A 17,939-nucleotide genomic window follows, 5' to 3' on the forward strand; every position below is an offset into this window, starting at 1 on the left:
TTCTGTCGGGAAGCATCCTACGTAACCCGTTGCCTCGATAGGCGAGAATACGGGCAGTGGCAGGAGCCCGAGCACGGCATTATGCCCTAGTGCCGAATCGGACAATAACGGGAATGCCGGGGCCGCGACAAGCAGCGCGGAGGTAAGGGGGCCCGCGAGGACGCGCCTCGTTGCGGTCGATAGGACGGCGGAGCAAACGGATATCAAGGTTCCGCCCGCAAGCAGCGCGAGAAGCAGGGTCGTGAAGACGTTTCCCGCGGTCGTGGTGGTAAGCGCGCCGTCATGGAAGAAGGCGATCGGGTACCCAATTTGCCCGAAGCCGTTTAGGGCCAAGGCGTAAATGCCCCCGGGTGCGAGGCCGGCGAGGAGCATCGCGGCCCCCGCGGCGATTATCGAAAACACGATCTGGATAAGGCGCCGGAATTTGGGCACGGGCGCCTTCGCCGCCAGGGTCCCGGGCCTTGTGGCCCCGAGCAGGAGTATCGACGAGAGAAGGAAGGGAATGAAGGGAAGGAAAGACGGCGCCGTGGCAATGGCGTAAGGCAGGAAGGAAAGGAATGGCAGGTCGTTTGCGGAGGCCGGGATATCCGTGATGCCGGAGCTGCTCAGGGCACGGCAATATGCGAGCTCCGCGTCATTGGTCTCTCGGTCTCCCACGATGGACCCGGATTGGAAGCCTTCGTCCATGAGCGCGTAGTAGCTCTCGGCAGAATCGAGAAAGGCGGCGTCGGTTTGAGCGGCAAGGGCGGCGTTCGCGTATCTTGCAAGCTCCGCGTCATTTTGCTGCTCTGGAGATAGGTCTGTGCCGCTGGCCCGGGGCGCGCGCGTATTGAATGCGTCGACAAAGCTCTGCATGCCCTGTTTCATAAAGAAGGGCCCGTAGATGGGTGAATTGAACGCAATGGGGACGGAAAAGGCTGCAGCGAGAACGAGCGTACAAATCCATACGGCCCTGTCTCTTAGGATTAGTTTGAGAAGAAGTCGACAGTACATTTAGAAGCACCTACGTTCCTCAAAGAATTGTTAGATTAAAAGTAACAGACCGGATGAAGATGCGTGCGATGGGGGCGAGGCGAATGGCTGAGCGGTATCGATACGCTGGTTCAACGGTATTATATTGACCACATAGATTATTAACTTGCATTTCTAACAGTTAAGGAGACGGGTGCTTTCCAGCACACTCCTTCGATGATGCCTTCCGCTAGTTGCTATGCCGGTTTCAGCCAACAAAGAATGTGCCCGGGCGCTCAGGTTCACCGTTAGCGTTGGCAACATATGAGATGGGCCAGACCCTTGCCGCGCGCCGATTGCGCGAGAGGTGTCGGGCTCCATGTTTATTCCACCTGCTTGTTATCAACCAGCTTCGTTCGACGTCAGACATTCAAGATGTCAGACGTCGAACCTGCGCCAAAGACGCAGCTGGGGCTACTAGTTGCCTACAATCGCTCGCGAAGCTCACCTGCTCGTGCGTGAATGTCTGACAGCTCCGTCAGACATTGTCGGACATTTGATTGTTCGACAAATGCGCACGTGGTCGCGTTCGCAAAGATAACTGAACGGTCGATGGGTGCGTTGAGACCGGAGCAAACGGCGGATGCCAGAAAAATGGCCTCACAGAATCGCACCCATGGTTGATAAAATTGACCGCCCGGGCGCAAATACCCGGGCGGTCAATTCATCCCCTCGTTCGCGATCCTGTTGGGTTTGGGGCTTTGACATGTTGTTGACGGATGGATCAGCCGTACAGCTTGATCTCCCGGGGTTCCATGTGGTCGTCCCCCAATAAGACGTCCCTGATGTAGCCCTGCGGCAGGAACTCGACGGGCAGCACTGGGTCGTCGACGTAGCCGGGCACTGGGAGTAGGCGTGGCCTTTGGACATAGCGTGGCCGCCTGCCGGCGGTCGGACTGCCACTTCAGCCAAAAGCTCAGGCGCGCGCATTAAAATAATGAATATATCGCTTGATGGGCTTTTGACCAAGCATGAACATCGCAGGTAAATCCGTGTACCAATTTTTGGTACACGGATTTACCTGCGGTTTGTTGAAAGCTCTGACATGCGCTGTCGACTTCATTAAAATCGATTGCCGATCAAGTCTTCCTATATATGCGAGCCCCAAGAAACTGCGCTGTGAACCTGAGTCCTCTATCGATCGGCCCGGTGCACCGGGCCGCTGTCCTCGAGCCGGCAACAGCTTGCCGGTCTCAAAACGTATGCCGTCCGGCACGACCGACAGCCGAGCCTTGTGCCCCACTCGAGCAGTGCCAGAACCCCGTGCCGGAACCCACGCAGACGATGGCAGGGGAATTCAGCCGCGGCCATCGAGGAGCCGACCTAGGGACGGCGCCCTCATTCCTCAATGGATTTCCACCGCCCCTTATAGGTCTGGATTGATTTAATGCTTGATTTAATCCGGCTGAATAAGCCAACCATGGGCCGGTTGACATAAGGTAAGGTAAAAGAGCAGATGCGGCCGTACGCCGGTGCGGGTGATGTGACAGAATGTAATACACGTATTGCATCTAACCGGGAGGTGCATCATGGCAACCGCCACCGCAGTCCTGAGAATCCCCGAGGACCTCTCGAACAGGTACGACCACCTGGCGAAGTCGACGGGCCGCACGAAAACCTTCTACATGACGGAGGCCCTCGCCGCGGAGATAGACAGGCTCGAATACGAGTACGGCCTCATGAATTATCCGGGAGGCGTTTGGTTGCGAGGCACGCCGGTGTGGGGGCCTGAGTCGTCAGGCCCCCACAGGGGGACCGCGATGGTGGCCACCGCTCCGCCCGAGGGGCTGTTGGCGAGCGAGACGGAGCCCCCATGGGCGCTCGCGGCCTCGGAGGCGGCGTGGAGGCCGAGCCCGTAGTGGCGGCCTCCGTCGCGCGAGGAGCGGGAGGAGTCGTCTGTGAAGAGGCGCTCGCAGCCGCGTTCGAGGGCGGCGGGAGAAAAGCCCGGTCCGTCGTCGGCCACCTCGATGACGAGGTGTCCGCCCGCGACGTCGCAGGAGACCGCCACGCGCGAGCGCGCGTGCTCGGCGGCGTTGGCCACGAGGTTCGCGGCGGCTCGCGCCAGGGCGGTTCGGTCGAGCGGGGCCTCGGGCGCGCCCGCGACAGCGGGGCCCGTGGCCGCGTCGAGCGTCACGCCTCGCGCCCGGGCGATCTGGGCAGCCTCGGCGAGGACCTGTTCGCAGAGCTCGGCCGGCCGCATGGGGGCCCTCTCCGCCCCGCCGGACCCGCGCGAGGCCTCGATGAGCAGGCGCACGTAGCCGTCGAGCCTTTCGACACCGCCGGCTATGTCGCGCGCGGCGGCCGCGAGGTCGGCGTCTTTCTCGTCTTCCAGCTCCTCCGCCACGAAGTCGGCGTTGGCGCGCAGCACGGTGAGCGGCGTCTTGAGGTCGTGGGCGAGCGACGCCATCTGCTCACGCTGTCCCCGCTCCGCGGCCCAGCGGGCCTCGAGCGACTCGGCGAGGGAGGCCCGCATGGCGTCCATCGCGGCGAGGACGTCGTTCACCTCACGCACGTTGGTGCTGCCGACCGCGAAGTCGAGCTCCCCCGCGCCGACGCGCCCCGCCGCCTCCGCGAGCGGCGCCATCTTGCGCGAGATCACGCGGCTCGCACGGCGCGCCACGAGCGCGAGCGCGAGCGCGCTTCCCACAGCGGCGCCGACGAGCATGAGGTTCTGCGGGTTGGGAAGCAGGCCGGCGAGGTCGCGCGAGACCCACTGCGGCAGGTACTCGCTGACGAGTGCGCAGGCCCCGCCGCCCTTGAGCGGGAACGCAGCGTAGGTGAGGCCCGAGCCCCCGCCCTCGATCTCCACTGTGCCCGGATCCGCGGCGAGTGCCGTACTGGCCATTTCCGTCGCATCCTCGAGCCGCGTGCCCTCGAGGTCTGTCATCAGCACGTATCCGTCCTTGTTCAGGATGAGGTAGCGGTACGCCGTCGGCACGTCCTGCTGCCCGCAGACGCCGTCGCGTGCCAGGCCCTCCGCGACCTCGCGTGCATTGGCCGGCCCCCAGCTTGCCTCGTAGACGAAGCCCGCATTGATCGCCGCGGAGAGCGCCATGAACGAGGCGAGCCACGCCGTAGCGACCGCAGCGAACGCGTAGGCGAAGTAGCGTGCGATGACGAAGGAGAGCGGCATGCCCCCGCGACCTCGCGCCCCGATCCTCAGAGCTGCCACTTGTACCCCATCCCCCAGACGGTCGCGATCGGATCGGCGCCGGCCTCGGAGAGCTTCCTCCGGGCGCGGCTGACCTGCATGGATATGGCCGCGTCGTCGGCGTCACTCTCCCAGCCGAGCACCGCCTCGCGTATCTGCGCGCGGCTCATGACCTGCCCGGGGTGGCGCGCGAGGTACTCGCAGATGGCGTACTCGGTGGGCGTGAGCGGCACGGTCTTGTCGCCCACGGCGAGGCCGCGCGCCCCGAGGTCGATCCGCACCTCCCCGAAGGAGAGGGCGTGCGAGCGCGGTCGGCGCTCACGGCGTAGATGGGCCGCGACCTTGGCGCGCAGTTCCGCGGCACCGAAGGGCTTGCGGACGTAGTCGTCGGCGCCCAGGCCGTAGCCGGCCACGGCATCCTCCTCGGCCACGCGCGCGGTCAGGAAGACGATGGGCCCGTCGAAGTCCGGGCGGATCTGTCGCACGAGCTCGAAGCCGTCGAGCCCCGGCATCATGACGTCGCAGAGCACGAGGTCGAAGCGCGAGAGGTCCATCCCCGGGACCGCCGTCGGGTCCGCCGCCCTGACGACCTCATGGCCGTCGCGGCCGAGGACGCGCGCGAGCGCGTCGAGGATAGCCCGTTCATCATCCACTGCCAGTATCCTCGCCATGTTCGACCTCCTGAAACTCTCGTCGGAATTGTACTAGCGCCGCACTCAGCGGTCCAGAGCCCTGCGCGCAGCTGCGGGCGCCTCAGCCGCTTCGCACGCGCGGTAGCGCACGCCCGAGCCGCCGCGCGCCTCGATCCCGAGCCAGCCCTCGCCGTCCGACTCCCGCCCGAAGAAGATGAGCTGGAGCTCTCGGACATTGCCCCTGTCGTCCGCAGCGTCCACCAGGTAGACATAGTTTGTCCCCGCCCCGGTGGCGTCGGCGTAGGAGCTCGCGTGGCTGCCGGGCTCGAGCGCGGGCGCCCACATAGCGATCTCAGGGTTGGGCAGCACGCGGTCGGCAATCGAGCGCAGTGCCGACCCCCAGCCGGCGTCGAGCAGGGCATCCCGGCCAGGACGAGCGCTGCGGAGAGGAGGACGAGCATGGAGGCGAGCGGCCTCCTACGCATCTGCCCTCCCGTCCTCGAAGCGACAGAACCAGGCGAGAAGGACGGCGTCGGCTGCCAGGGTGAGCACGAGGCCAGCGAGCGCAGTCGTGAGGAGTGGGCCCGCCGCGCGTGCGGCGTCGATGAAGGCCTCCACCCCGAGCGACCCCAGGCGCGCGGGCCAGGCGAGCGGCACCCAGCTCAGGGGCGTCGCCAGGGCACCGGTGAGCTCGCCGGTCATGAGACCGTGCGCAAGTCCGCCCACTGAGAAGAACGCGAGGAGCATCCCCGCCGCGCCGGCGCCGATGGTGGCGTTGCGGCCGAGGCGCAGGGCCACGCCGAGCCCCAGCGCGTAGAGGGGCAGGCTGCCCAGCACGATGCCCGCCCAGGCGGCCGCAAGCGGAGCGGGCCCGAGCGGCAGGCGCCCGGCGACGGCGAGCACAGCCCCGAAAACGCCGAGCGCCACGGCCAGCGCGCCCGCGCCGAGCGCCGCAAGGGCGAGCAGCTTCGCCGCGACGGCGCGCCCGCGCGAGGGGACCGCCGTGAGGTTGGCGAGGCGCCCGGCAGCGCGCTCCTCGTCCACGGCGAGCCCGCAGACGATGGCGCACATGAGCGGCATGAGGGCGCCGAGGAACTGGGCATAGGCGTCCGCGCCCAGCGCCGGGTCCCATCGGGTTACGGAGAAGTACTCGCCGCAGGCAAGACCGGCTGCCAGGCCGCAGGCGAGGTGCACCGCCGAGAGCGGGGAGCGCGCCAGGCGCAGGGCCTCGGAGAGCAGGGCCCGCGGGAGAGTCATGCGCGGCGTCGGGTCGGAGAGTCGTGTCATGGCCATCACCTCTCCTCGGAGCGCGCGAACCAGGCCGCGCCCGCCGCCGTGAGCGCGGCGAACGCGAGCGCACAGACCGCAAGACCCGCCAGCGTGAGCACGCCGTCCGCCGTGAGCGCCCCGCCGAGCGCCATGTCCGCCGCGAGCGGCTCGCCGCTCGGCAGCACGGGAATGAAGCTCGTGGGGATGACCATGCTCGCCGACGGCGGAAAGAGCTGCGGCAGCGGCATCAGCGACCAGGCGAACCCACCCACGAGCTGCGCGGCGAGCGGGCAGAAGATGCCCGCGAGCATGCCGAGCCGCGCCGTGAGGAAGAGCCCTGCTGGGATCATCCACGCCGCGGTCACCGTGCTGGCGAGCGCGCAGAGGAGCATCGTGAGCGTGCCCGCGGCCGTGAGACCCTGCGAGGAGAACGCCGATCCCGCGAGGTAGATGCCGAAGACCACGAGGTTCGAGAGCGTGCAGGGCGCGAGGCACCAGAGCGCCTTGGCCCACCAGGCGCGCCCGAGCGGGAAGCCCAGGCCCAGAAGCCCCCGCATCCGCGTGCGCGCGTCCGCCCGCGCGACGCACGCCACCACGAGCGAGAGAGACACGGGCAGGAAGAGCGCGTACCAGTAGTTCCACGCGCTGAAGATCTGCACGCCCCGGTAGGGCATCGCGCCGAGCAGCGGCATCGGCAGCGCCATGAGCACGGCCAGGCGAACCGGTGCCGCGTGGCGCGACTTCAGGGCCTCGGCGCGCAGGGCCGCGAGCAGGCCGCCTTTCTCGCCCGTCATGCCGCCACCTCCCCGCGTGCTCGTCGCCCTTCCCGGCAGAAGCTCATGAAGAGTTCCTCGAGGTCCTGCCCAGGCCGAAGCGCATCCTCGTAGGCGAGGCGCCCCCCGCAGATGATGCCGATGGTGTCCGCCATCTGCTGCACCTCGGAGAGGATGTGGCTGGAAACGATCACCGTCGTACCCGCCGCCGCGAAGCCGCGGATCTGGTCGCGCAGCTCCTCGATGCCGATGGGGTCGAGGCCGTTGGTGGGCTCGTCGAGCACGAGCAGGCGTGGCTGGGCGATCAGCGCCAGCGCGAGCCCCAGGCGCTGCCGCATGCCCATCGAGAAGCGCCCGGCGCGCTTCTTCCCGGTGTCCGCGAGGTCCACGGCGGCGAGCACCTCATCTATGCGGCTCTCGGGAAGGCCCAGCAGCGTGGTGCGCACGCGCAGGTTCTCGCGCGCGGTGAGGTTGGGGTAGAGCGGCGCCTCCTCGATGAGGCTGCCGATTGCGTAGAGGTCCTCGCGGCGCCAGGCGTGCCCGGCAAAGAGGATCTCCCCGGCCGTCGGCCGCAGCATCCCGCAGATCATCTTGAGCGTTGTCGACTTGCCGGCGCCGTTGGGACCGAGCAGCCCGTACACCTCGCCCTCGCGGATATGAAGGCTCACATCGGCCACGGCGTCCTGCGCCTGGTCGCCGCGGCCGAAGCGCTTGGTGAGCCCGCGCGTCTCGAGCATGTAACCCATGGGTTCGTCCTTTCTCTTCCGGGCGCGCGGGCCGAGTCGCCGTGCCCGCGCGCCTCACCTTTCGGGTTCACCATCCATGGTGGGGCGCGTTTTTAACGAAGCCGTAACGGCCGTTGGGTTCTTTTGGCGCCAACCCTTCTCGACCCGCACATCATGATTAATTTGCTTAAAGCAACAACTTTCCCGATCGATGTAATCACCGAATCAAAACGTGTACGTCAACCTCCAAAAACGACATTTTTCGACATGTTTGGAGACTGATGTACACGAATGCGAAATCCCCGCCGCCCAAAAGCGCCCTCCACATGTCTGGACTCTCTATGCTTACGCTGGATAGACATCGCCGGAACGGGTATAGTATCGAAAGTTTTGTCGTTAACCAGCGGGGGAGTCCTGTGGGCATCAAAAAGAAGATCAAAAAGGAGCTTATCGGCACTTCCGATTACCCGTCGAATAAGATCTTTACGATCTCCAATTTCATCACCTTTACGCGCCTGATCCTCACCCTGGTATTTCTGTACCTGTTTGTGACGGATAACAACCGCGTCATCGCCATTGTTATCTACGCCGTTGCCGCCTCCACCGACTGGATGGACGGTCAGATCGCCCGCATGACTAAGACGGTCTCGTGGCTCGGCAAGGTCATGGATCCCATTTGTGACCGTGCGCTGCTGTTCACCGGCGTACTTGGGCTGGTAGTCCGCGGAGAGCTGCCCATCTGGGTCTGCGTGCTCATTATTGGCCGCGACATCTATCTGGGCATCGGCACGCTTATCGTGCGTCATTATCACCGTCGCCCCATCGATGTCGTCTTTCCCGGTAAGATTGCCACTGCACTGCTCATGACCGGCTTCTCGCTCATGCTGCTCGGGTTCCCCGTTGTTGACGGCCTGCACCTTTTACCTTCAACCCTTACGGCCTTCCCGGGTCTTAACGGAAGCTCGGTGCCCCTCGGCATCTTCTTTGTGTATGGCGGTGTGATCTTCTCCATGCTCACCGCTGTCATCTACTCCATTAAGGGCGGAGCGGCCATTAAACAGGCTCTCGCGCATCCCGAGGACGAGGACATCGACTTTCTGAACCCCGAAATCGAAGACTGATTCGTTGGGGTATGATTACGTACGGTTCATTATTTGCGGCACGTCCGCGATAAGTTAGGGGTTGTCATGGACAACATGGTTAACAATATGCCTCAGAATGATAAGACTGCTGACGCTACCTGCGTATTCCGCGTGCCTTCAAGCGACGTCACCGTTCCCGACCTCATGGCCAACGTGCGCATCACCGCCCCCGTTCTGTCCATCGTCAAGGGTCCGCAGACTGGTGCCGCCTTTGAGCTCGAGGACGACGTGACCACCATCGGCCGCGATCCCGCGAATGGCATCTTCCTCAACGACATGACTGTCTCGCGCAGCCACGCACGCATTATTCGTGAGGGCCTGGGCGCCCGTATTGAGGATCTGGGCTCGCTCAATGGCACCTGGGTCGACGGTGCCATTGTCAACGCCGCTCCGCTGCACGACGGCTCTTCCGTTCAGATCGGTACGTTTACGCTCATCTACCACGAGAGCACGCCGGAGCGCATCGAAACCGGTGAGTAGGGCATGGCCGAACGCAACTATCTGAGTATCGGCCAAGTCGTCAACCTACTTCGAGGCGCATACCCCGATCTTTCGAACTCAAAAATTAGATTTCTAGAGGATGAGGGGCTCATTACCCCTCATCGTACGCCTAAGGGATACCGTCAGTACTCCAAGGAGGACGTTGATCGCCTGGAGGTCATTCTGCACTTGCAGAAGACTCGCTACATGCCGCTCAACGTGATTAAGCAGCGCTTGGAAAACGCCACGGACCTGTCAACGCTCGCCTACGAGGTGGGCTTGCTGTCCGATGTTCCGCTCAAGACGGAGCCCAAGGAGACCAAACAAAAGCTGCATCCCATCGAGACCATTCCCGATATGCTGGGCGTCGAGATCTCGTTTATCCGCTCGCTCGCCGAGAACGACCTCATTCGCATCATCAAGAGTCCGCAGAACCGTGAGCTCGTCGATGGTCGCGATTTTCCGATCATCCGCTACTGCTCCGAGCTGTCACGCTTCCATATCGAGCCGCGCAACCTGCGTCAGTACGTGTCTTCCGCCAACCGCGAGTCCTCGATGTTTGAGCAGGTGCTCGTGAGCATGCTCGGCATGGATACTTCTGATGACGAGCGCGACGCCAAGCTCGAGCGTGCGTTTAAGAAGCTTCACGACCTGACGGAGGGTGTGCACACTGCGCTGCTCAAGAACCGCGTTTTTGAGTCGCTCAACGCCGTGGTCGAGGACGCCGACATCGATGCACTCGATGAGGAAATCGCTCGCTCCGAGTCCACCAAGGCCAAAAACGAAGAAACTGTCGCGCCGGCTTCGCACGAGGATTCTCTCGTAAAGCCGCTCAAGGTCGTCGCCCCTTCGCAAACCGGCACCGCCACCGCGGGCAAATAACAGCTGCCGCTTATCCGGCAACCCATTGAAAGGTCATGCAATGTACGACTTCGAATCTCAAATCGTCGACATCCCCGACTATCCCGAGCCCGGAGTCATCTTTAAAGACATCACGCCGCTCTTTGGCAATCCCGAGGCGCTCAAAGCCATGACCGATGCCCTCGCCGAGCACTTTGCCGGCATGGGAATCACCAAGGTCGTGGGCCCAGAGGCTCGAGGCTTTATGGTTGGCGTACCGGTGGCTGTAGCCCTTGGCGCCGGCTTTGTTCCCGCACGTAAACCGGGCAAGCTGCCGCGCGAGACCGTGAGCCAAAGCTATGAGCTCGAATACGGAACGGATTCCATTGAGATCCATGCCGACGCTATCAGCTCTAAAGATACCGTGTTGATTCTGGATGACTTGGTCGCGACGGGCGGAACCGTCGAGGCAACAGGTAAACTGGTGCGAGATATGGGCGCAAAGCTTGTCGGTTACGGTTGTATCCTTGAGCTTGCGTTTCTCAACCCGCGCGAGAAGCTCACGCCGTCTGATGACGATGTGGAGCTCTTTAGCCTGGTGACGGTAGGCTAGCCGTTACCCTTAGTTACTGGAAAGGAAGCTACATGCGCACAGCAAACACGCACAAAAACATGGCACGCTGCGCTGCTACGGCAACCCTCGCTTGTGTTTTGGGCTTGGGCCTCGCGGCTCCTGCCTACGCCGATACCGCATCCGACCTTGCCGCTGCTCGTGCGAAGCTCGAGCAGATCGGTACCCAAACTCAGCAGATTTACGATGAGCTCGCCACGCAGACGCAAGCGCTCGATCAGACTGCCGGCGAGATCACGCAAAAGCAGCAGGAGATCGCCGATGGTCAGGCCAAGCTCTCGACCTATGTCGCCGGCGAGTACAAAACCGGCGGTCTGAGCCTGCTTCAGGTTCTGACGGGTGTCGATGATCTGAGCGATATGCTCAACCGTCTGTTCTACTACGGCAAAGTTTCCGATAAGCAGGCTCAGACCATTCAAGAGGTAAAGGAGCTTAAGCAGCAGCTCACCGATAAGCAGGCCGAGCAGGAGAAGAACGTCGCCACCACGCAAAAGAAGGTCGACGAGCTTAACGCCCAGCAGGCTGAAGCCCAGAGTGTCGTGAACTCCCTGGATTCACAGTTGCAGGCCGAGCTTGCTGCCGAGGCCCAGGCCAACGCCGCGCTGCAGGCTGGCATAAATGCTAGCACCGCCGAAAAGGCCACGGTGAGCAACGACACCGCCGGTACGAGCGAGAACACCAACAAGGGTGGCGGTACGACCAACGACGGCGGCGGAAACACGCCCGCGCCCGCTCCCACTCCGCAGCCCCCGACGCCCGCTCCGGCTCCGGCTCCGGCTCCGACGCCTTCCGCACCGAGCCAGTCCGTTGACGGCGGTTCCGTTGTTTCGCGTGCCTATAGCAAGCTCGGATACGCTTACTCTTGGGGTGGCATTGGGCCGAACAGCTTTGACTGCTCCGGTTTTGTAAGCTATTGCCTCACGGGACGCTACTGCCGTCTGGGCACCACGGTCGACTTCATGGGTTGGACCCGTGTGTCCGATCCGCAACCCGGCGATGTTGTGGTTAACTCCTACCATACCGGCATCTATATCGGTAATGGTCAGATGATCCATGCTTCCGACTACAAAACGGGCGTCATCATCAGTTCCGTCGCAGCCGGTATGAACAACAACTACATTTTCGTGCGCTACTAAGTCACTCTGTATAGCGAACGAAGGTGAACCTCGTGGCCTTTGAGCTGCGAGGTTCATTTATTTATGACCGTGCTCCATACATGATCCTAATGTGCTAGTTTTCAATACTAGATGCACGCTTCATCGGTGAGCAATATAGCTATAATGATTGAGAAGCATATAGAAAGGACCCTCTATGAGCTGGGCACTTATCTCCGATTCGAGCTGTAACCTCCGCGATTGGCAACCGACCGCGCCCCATACCACCTTTGCATTTGCACCCCTCAAAATTCGAGTGGGGGAGCGCGAGTTCGTCGATGACCTCACGCTCGACGTTCACGAACTCAATTGCGCCGTGCAGGCGGAGTCGAGCGCTTCTTCGAGCGCCTGTCCGAGCGTAGGCGAGTGGACCGAACTCTTTAGGCTTGCCGACAAGACGATTTGTATGCCCATCTCGGAGGGCGTATCGGGGAGCTATAACGCCGCCGCCACGGCACGCGATTTGGTTCTTGCCGAGGAGCCGAACCGTCAAATTCATTTGGTCAATTCACGCGGAGCCGGCGGCAAAATGGACCTGATCTTACTGCTGTTCGACCGGTATCTTGCAAGCAATCCGGATCTCTCATTCGAGGACGCTTGCGCATACTTCGATAGCCTTGAGCAGAACAGCAAAATCCTCTTCAGCTTGTGCAATTACGAAAACCTGGCCAAAGCCGGACGTATCCCTAAGGCAGCCGGCGTCATTGCCAACAAGCTCAATATCCGCATTTTGGGCACGGCGAGTGAGGCCGGTAAAATCGAACTCGTCGGGCACACGCGTGGCGAAAAGAAGATGCTCAACAAGATCATCGACACCATGGAAGCCGAGGGTTTTACGGGCGGTGAGGTCATCATCGATCACGTTGAGAACGAAGCTGGAGCCCAGGCGCTTACTGACCGCATAGTCGAGCATTGGCCCGGCTCCAAGACCATCATCATGCCCTGCAACGGCCTGGATTCCTATTACGCCGAGATGCACGGCCTCATCATCGGCTACGGCATGGGCGTAGCTTCGGGCAAATAAATTCCAACCAAGCAAAAATATGGGCGGGACAAAGCGACAGATGGCTCTTTGTCCCACCCGTTTTATACGTCGGCTAGCTATTAAACCCGTTGAACTTGAGATAGCTCATCAAGTAAGCCTTCGAAACAAAGGATGAAACCGCACTGCGCACAAGCAGCGACTCACGCGTTACCTGATGCGCCGTATCGGGAACCGGCGTCTGCTCGACGGAAAACGCCGAACGAATCGATGCCTCGAGCTGATCAACCACATAGTCGAAGGCCGTCGGGGCATCGTAGCTCAATCGCTGAATGTTAAAGAGTGCCTGCACCGCAGCAATAGGTAGCACCTGCTTAAAGATGCAAATAGCGATCAGACGGGCAATCTGCTCGCGGCCATATTGCTTTTTGACCGGAGCAGGCACCAGGCCGACCTTCACGTAGTTATTGATCATCGATGGCGTAATGACGGGCTGCTCAACGCAAATGGACAGCGGCTCCATCCACAGCGCAACATACTCAATGACCTGGTCGCGGTAGAGTGTCACATTGGGCAACTGGTTATAGCGCGGCAGACTCAACGTATTGAGTTTACGCACGATATCGGACTGAATGAATGCATCGGGCAGCACCGTGGGCTGAATATCCTCGGGCTTAATGCTTACCGACGAATCGGACATCGGAATAACGTGTTTAACGTGGTTCATAAAGGTCCTCCGTTCATTTTCTATATTGTATTCTAGGTTATCTAGTTTTGCATACCACATAGCCGGCAAGTAAAAGTGGTTGGACAACACATTGATGCATCGTCCAACCACTTTGTTTAAAGATAGCAACCTTACATAAGATATATTATCGTACTTATCCACGGAGAAACGCGTATGCGCTCGTTGCCGCTATGGCTCCGTCCGAAACAGCGGTCACAACCTGGCGTAAACGTTTGGAACGGATATCGCCAGCGGCAAATAGACCTGGCGTGCGGGTCGCCATGGATTCATCAGTCAGAATGCCGCCATCAGGCGCCAGATCGACTAGATGCTCAACAAGCTCGGTATGGGGCTGCGTTCCGGTAAAGACAAAGATGCCAAACGAGCCGGGCTCAAATGACTCGGTATGAGTCTCGCCGGATGCATTGTCCTTAAAGGTAATCGTCGTTGGCATGGCTTCGCCCGATAGCTCCACAATACTAGTTTGGTACCTAACTGTAATATTGTCCTTTGCGAGTACTTTCTGAACAACACCATCGGGCGCACGGAACTGGTCGCGGCGCAGCACGATGGTCACACTGTTGGCAAGGTCGGACAGGAACAGAGCCTCTTCGCATGCCGAATTGCCACCACCGATTACAAAAACCTGCTTGCCGCGGAAAAACATGCCGTCACATGTTGCGCAATATGAAACGCCACGACCGCGATACGTATCCTCGCCTGCGAAACCTGCCGGACGCGGCGTGGCACCCATGCAAGCGATAACGCTCGAGGCCAGCGTATCGCCCATATCGTGATGCACCGTAAACAACGCTGCATCGGCATCGTAATCGATACCCGTAACCATGCTCCATGTAACCTGTGCTCCCAGGCCCTCTGCATGCTGCTGAAAACGCTCGCCGAGTTCGGCGCCACTCAGGAGCGGGAAACCCGGATAGTTCTCGACCTCATTGGTTGTGGCGATCTGCCCTCCCGACATGCCCTGCTCAATCACGGTCGTCGTCAGGTTGGCACGCGCAGCATAAATAGCGGCAGCATAGCCCGCGGGGCCGCCACCGATAATCGCAACATCGATCGGCTTATCGGTAGTCATGAAGCGTCCTTTCGTCGAAACGTTGTCGTTCTTTGCGCTCATACCCAAATTTACGTGAACGTGACACTCATGCACTACAATGATAAATCCGTATTACAAAGCTGAAGGGGAGTTATCGATGGACCAGGCGCAGACGAGTGACGACGCCCCCCTGCTCACGCACAGCACTCCCCAATCGGAGCAAACCACGCTCCTGGCTCAGCAAAAACCTCTCGTGACCATCGTGCACGCCTCCGTTGGCTCGGGCCACAAGGCCGCCGCAAATGCGATTGCGCAGGCATTCGACCTTATCCGCGGCACCAATGGCATCCCCGAGGATATTGAGATTGAAGTGCTCGATATCCTTGATTTTGGACGTATTAAATTCGACGGCAATAAGACCGCGGCTTCTTTTACGGGAGCCACGCGCCCCATTTACGACCTGACCTGGCGATATACGCTTACGGGACATCTTCTCTGGGGTGGCGGAACGGCATGGTCGCGAATTATGTTCCCCGCCTTCAACGAATATATTCGTAGCCGCAGGCCCATAGCCGTGGTTGCAACGCACATCACGGCAGCCAATGTTGCCGTGGGCGCCCGCGTAATTACGGGTATCGATTATCCGGTCATCTGCGTACCGACCGACTACGAAGTCGAGGGATGGTGGCCCCACAAGGACACCGATTTATTCTGTGTTGCCAACGAATTTATGGCCGAAACGCTGCGTCCGCGCAAGGTGCTCGAAACAAAAATTCGCATTACCGGCATTCCCATTCGCGCCGGATTCGACACGGATTACGATCGCGAGGAAGAGCTAGCTAAGTTCAACCTCCCCACCGACAAGACCGTCGTGCTGGTAATGGCCGGTGCCAGCTTGCCTCAACCGTACGTTCGCTTTCGCGCGGAGATGGACCGCACCCTCCCCTTCCTACGCAGCTTCGAAGACATGCACTTTGTCTTTTTGCCGGGCAAGGACGCCGAATACGCCGCCCGCCTCAAGACACTCTTCGATGCCATGAAACTCGAGAACGTCACGGTTCTTGACTATGTCGATGATATGGCAGCGCTTATGCACGGCTGCGACCTGGCAATTCTCAAATCGGGCGGACTCACCGTCACCGAGTGCCTATGCGCACATCTGCCGATGATCCTGCTGGGCAAGTCCTATGGCCAGGAAAAGGCCAACACCACCATGCTCACCGGCATGGGCGCCAGCATGCATGTCACCACCGCACGAGAGCTCATCGTTACCCTACGTCACTTGCACGACCATCCCGAATCACTCAAAGCCCTACTCATCAACGGCGAAGTACTACGCCGCCCCCACGCAGCCGAAGACATAGCCATCGCCGCCATGGAGCTCGTAGGCAAACCCCAAAAGCGCAAACGAGCCTTCTGCCGCTTCTACTGGGGCGGAAAACCCGCGCATATCCGCTAGCGTCTTTATGTCCGCTTACCTGTGGGAGGCCCCTATATATCATCCCGTGCTCAAACATTCTCGCTTCGCTGCGAAACTGCGCGCGGGACGATATATAGGGGCCTCCCACAGGTAAGCTGCGTTAACGTACCAGCGGCTATACCAGATTCCCCACCAGTAGAATCTGCAAAGGGGAACCAGAGAATATAAATACAGTAAGTCGATGCGACAAAGGAGGCGTCCCTTCATCGCATCGACTTACTAGAAAAGTAAATATTGTTTCAAGCGAGTAGCCGCCCGCCCGGGGCTTACCTATATCGTTCCACGCGCAGTTTCGCAGCGAGCGAAGCGACACGAGAATGTTTGAGCATGGAATGATATAGGTAAGCCCCGGGCGGGAGGGATACGAGCGCCCTAGGCGATGCCGCTGGAGCCGAAGCCTCCTTTGCCTCGGTCGGTTTCGTCTAGTTCTTCTACTTCTATGAGATTGACCGTGGGGACTTCTTGGATGACGAGTTGGGCTATGCGGTCGCCTTTGTTGATTTGGATGTCGTTGGAGGGATCCAAGTTGATAAGGATAACCTTAAGCTCACCTCGATAGTGAGCATCAATGAGGCCCGGCGTGTTGACTATAGACAGGCCCTGCTTGATGGCCAAGCCGCTGCGGGGCTGGACGAAGCCGGCGTAGCCATCGGGCAGGGCGATGGCCAGCCCCGTAGAGACCAGACGGCGTTCGAAGGGCTTCAGGACGCAGTCCTCGTTGGAGCGTAAATCCAAGCCGGCATCGGTGGGATGGGCGTATTTGGGAAGCTCGACGGTGGGGTCGAGACGCTTTATGTTGACGGAAATGTTGGACATGGAATCACCTTAGCTTGTCGAGCTCTTGCAGAAACTCATCGACGTCTTTGAAATCACGGTAGACCGAGGCAAAACGGATGTACGCCACCTTGTCGATCTTAGCCAAGCGCTTGAGCACCATGTCACCCAACTCATGGGACGTGACGGCCGTCAGCGTGCGAGAGCGAAGCTCGACCTCGATGTCATCGATAATCTCATTGAGCTTCTTAGTGTCGATATCGCGCTTGATGGTGGCGCGCATCAAGCCGACAAGAAGCTTATTGCGATCGAACCGCTGCTTGGTTCCATCTGACTTAATGACCTCGATAGGGTCCTCGCATCGCTCAAACGTTGTAAAGCGGTAGTTACACGAGCAACATTCGCGACGGCGCTTAATGGTGTTATTTGACTCCTGCATACGGGAATCAACGACGCGGGTATGTGCCTTGCCGCATTTGGGACAGCGCATGGTACCTCCTCTTAAACGATAACAAGGGTACCATGCGCAGCGCGATAATGATTACGAACGAGCAGGAACCTTAAGATGCGCACCAGCGGCGAGCGAACCATGCTCCAGATGATTGACGTTACGGATCATGTCGGAAGTCTCTTGCGTGGAAAGGCCTTCGATTGGATATTCCTCGGCAAGCGACCAAAGAGAATCGCCAGTCTGAACGCGAATGGTCTCGTAAGTAATGTTGGAAACGGACTCGGCATACGCGGCATGACGAGCGCTAAAGACCGAAGTAGCGAGGACAAAGAAGAGCGTAAGCGCAACGGCGACGGCGACAATCGTCGGAACCTTCAGGGCAACGCGGGCCGGCGCGACTACAGCCTGCTGATTGCGCACAGGCTTTACGGTCAAAGGCTGAAAGCCGGAGCGGCCACCCTGAACAACCGTAAAAGTGGGTTCTGCAGGCGTCTCGAGCTTAAGGGCGAGGTTTCCCTGGACCATATTCGTTACGTTCATCATGTTCTCCTCTCGCGTGTTTTGCTGAGAACAGTTTTATCAAGCCGCGCGGACAAAAATGTCTAGCGCGAGAACGAATGTTCGGTTATTATTATCTTCGAACAGTTGTTCCTGTCAAGCAAA

The 17,939-nt window shown here is 60.3% G+C and carries 18 protein-coding genes; 7 read left to right on the forward strand and 11 right to left on the reverse strand.

Going from position 1 to position 17,939, the window contains the following annotated elements:
- The 6 genes from DXC79_RS03825 to DXC79_RS03860 form a co-directional block, all read right to left on the reverse strand.
- On the reverse strand, positions 1-993 hold a 993-nt coding region (locus DXC79_RS03825; RefSeq protein WP_147327478.1), incomplete at its 3' end, for a hypothetical protein.
- Positions 994-2,695: 1,702 nt separating this feature from the next.
- Positions 2,696-4,144 carry a sensor histidine kinase KdpD gene (locus tag DXC79_RS03835; protein WP_117635222.1) on the reverse strand — a complete coding sequence of 483 codons (1,449 nt, stop codon included), beginning with the start codon at positions 4,142-4,144 and terminating at the stop codon, positions 2,696-2,698.
- A gap of 26 nt (positions 4,145-4,170) precedes the next feature.
- Positions 4,171-4,833 carry a response regulator transcription factor gene (locus tag DXC79_RS03840; protein WP_117635223.1) on the reverse strand — a complete coding sequence of 221 codons (663 nt, stop codon included), beginning with the start codon at positions 4,831-4,833 and terminating at the stop codon, positions 4,171-4,173.
- Positions 4,834-5,271: 438 nt separating this feature from the next.
- A complete protein-coding gene (locus DXC79_RS03850) occupies positions 5,272-6,087 on the reverse strand; it encodes a lantibiotic ABC transporter permease (RefSeq protein ID WP_117635225.1) in 816 nt (271 codons plus the stop codon).
- The gene (locus DXC79_RS03855; RefSeq protein ID WP_117635226.1) at positions 6,087-6,857 is read right to left on the reverse strand and encodes a hypothetical protein; all 771 of its coding nucleotides are present in this window, start codon (positions 6,855-6,857) and stop codon (positions 6,087-6,089) included. The genes DXC79_RS03850 and DXC79_RS03855 overlap by 1 nt, the downstream gene beginning before the upstream one ends.
- On the reverse strand, positions 6,854-7,582 hold the full coding sequence (locus DXC79_RS03860; protein ID WP_117635227.1) for a lantibiotic protection ABC transporter ATP-binding protein: 729 nt from the start codon (positions 7,580-7,582) through the stop codon (positions 6,854-6,856). The genes DXC79_RS03855 and DXC79_RS03860 overlap by 4 nt, the downstream gene beginning before the upstream one ends.
- A 395-nt stretch (positions 7,583-7,977) precedes the next feature.
- Between DXC79_RS03860 and DXC79_RS03865 the strand changes: the two genes are divergently transcribed.
- The 6 genes from DXC79_RS03865 (at position 7,978) to DXC79_RS03890 (ending at position 12,832) form a co-directional block, all read left to right on the forward strand.
- Positions 7,978-8,682, forward strand: a complete 705-nt coding sequence (locus tag DXC79_RS03865) for a CDP-alcohol phosphatidyltransferase family protein (RefSeq protein ID WP_117635228.1) — start codon at positions 7,978-7,980, stop codon at positions 8,680-8,682.
- A 66-nt stretch (positions 8,683-8,748) separates the two neighbouring features.
- Entirely contained in the window at positions 8,749-9,183 is a 435-nt protein-coding gene (locus DXC79_RS03870; protein ID WP_006236002.1) for an FHA domain-containing protein, read from the forward strand.
- A gap of 3 nt (positions 9,184-9,186) precedes the next feature.
- On the forward strand, positions 9,187-10,065 hold the full coding sequence (locus DXC79_RS03875; protein ID WP_117635229.1) for a MerR family transcriptional regulator: 879 nt from the start codon (positions 9,187-9,189) through the stop codon (positions 10,063-10,065).
- 40 nt (positions 10,066-10,105) lie between these two features.
- Entirely contained in the window at positions 10,106-10,636 is a 531-nt protein-coding gene (locus DXC79_RS03880; protein WP_117635230.1) for an adenine phosphoribosyltransferase, read from the forward strand.
- 32 nt (positions 10,637-10,668) lie between these two features.
- The gene (locus DXC79_RS03885) at positions 10,669-11,790 is read left to right on the forward strand and encodes an NlpC/P60 family protein (protein WP_117635231.1); all 1,122 of its coding nucleotides are present in this window, start codon (positions 10,669-10,671) and stop codon (positions 11,788-11,790) included.
- Positions 11,791-11,965: 175 nt separating this feature from the next.
- Entirely contained in the window at positions 11,966-12,832 is an 867-nt protein-coding gene (locus tag DXC79_RS03890; protein WP_117635232.1) for a DegV family protein, read from the forward strand.
- A gap of 73 nt (positions 12,833-12,905) precedes the next feature.
- Here the strand turns inward: DXC79_RS03890 and DXC79_RS03895 are convergent, their stop codons facing one another.
- Positions 12,906-13,517 (reverse strand): DUF1836 domain-containing protein, encoded by a 612-nt coding sequence (locus DXC79_RS03895; protein ID WP_199408639.1) that lies wholly within the window; start codon positions 13,515-13,517, stop codon positions 12,906-12,908.
- 154 nt (positions 13,518-13,671) lie between these two features.
- On the reverse strand, positions 13,672-14,610 hold the full coding sequence (locus DXC79_RS03900; RefSeq protein ID WP_117635233.1) for an NAD(P)/FAD-dependent oxidoreductase: 939 nt from the start codon (positions 14,608-14,610) through the stop codon (positions 13,672-13,674).
- Between the two features lie 118 nt (positions 14,611-14,728).
- On the opposite strand from DXC79_RS03900, the gene DXC79_RS03905 reads away from it, so the two are divergent.
- Positions 14,729-16,030 (forward strand): glycosyltransferase, encoded by a 1,302-nt coding sequence (locus DXC79_RS03905; protein ID WP_117635234.1) that lies wholly within the window; start codon positions 14,729-14,731, stop codon positions 16,028-16,030.
- Positions 16,031-16,423: 393 nt separating this feature from the next.
- Here the strand turns inward: DXC79_RS03905 and dut are convergent, their stop codons facing one another.
- Genes dut through DXC79_RS03920 form a run of 3 tightly spaced genes read right to left on the reverse strand, consistent with a single transcriptional unit; the run spans position 16,424 to position 17,816 of the window.
- Positions 16,424-16,867 (reverse strand): dUTP diphosphatase, encoded by a 444-nt coding sequence (dut, locus tag DXC79_RS03910; RefSeq protein ID WP_117635235.1) that lies wholly within the window; start codon positions 16,865-16,867, stop codon positions 16,424-16,426.
- A 4-nt stretch (positions 16,868-16,871) separates the two neighbouring features.
- Positions 16,872-17,315: a transcriptional regulator NrdR gene (nrdR, locus tag DXC79_RS03915; RefSeq protein ID WP_022093781.1), complete on the reverse strand. Its 444-nt coding sequence runs from the start codon at positions 17,313-17,315 to the stop codon at positions 16,872-16,874.
- A 51-nt stretch (positions 17,316-17,366) separates the two neighbouring features.
- Positions 17,367-17,816, reverse strand: coding sequence for a LysM peptidoglycan-binding domain-containing protein (locus DXC79_RS03920; protein ID WP_158550962.1), 450 nt, complete (start codon positions 17,814-17,816; stop codon positions 17,367-17,369).
- Positions 17,817-17,939 lie beyond the last annotated feature (123 nt).

The sequence above is a fragment of the Collinsella sp. TF08-11AT genome (assembly GCF_003437035.1).
Taxonomy (GTDB): Bacteria; Actinomycetota; Coriobacteriia; order Coriobacteriales; family Coriobacteriaceae; genus Collinsella.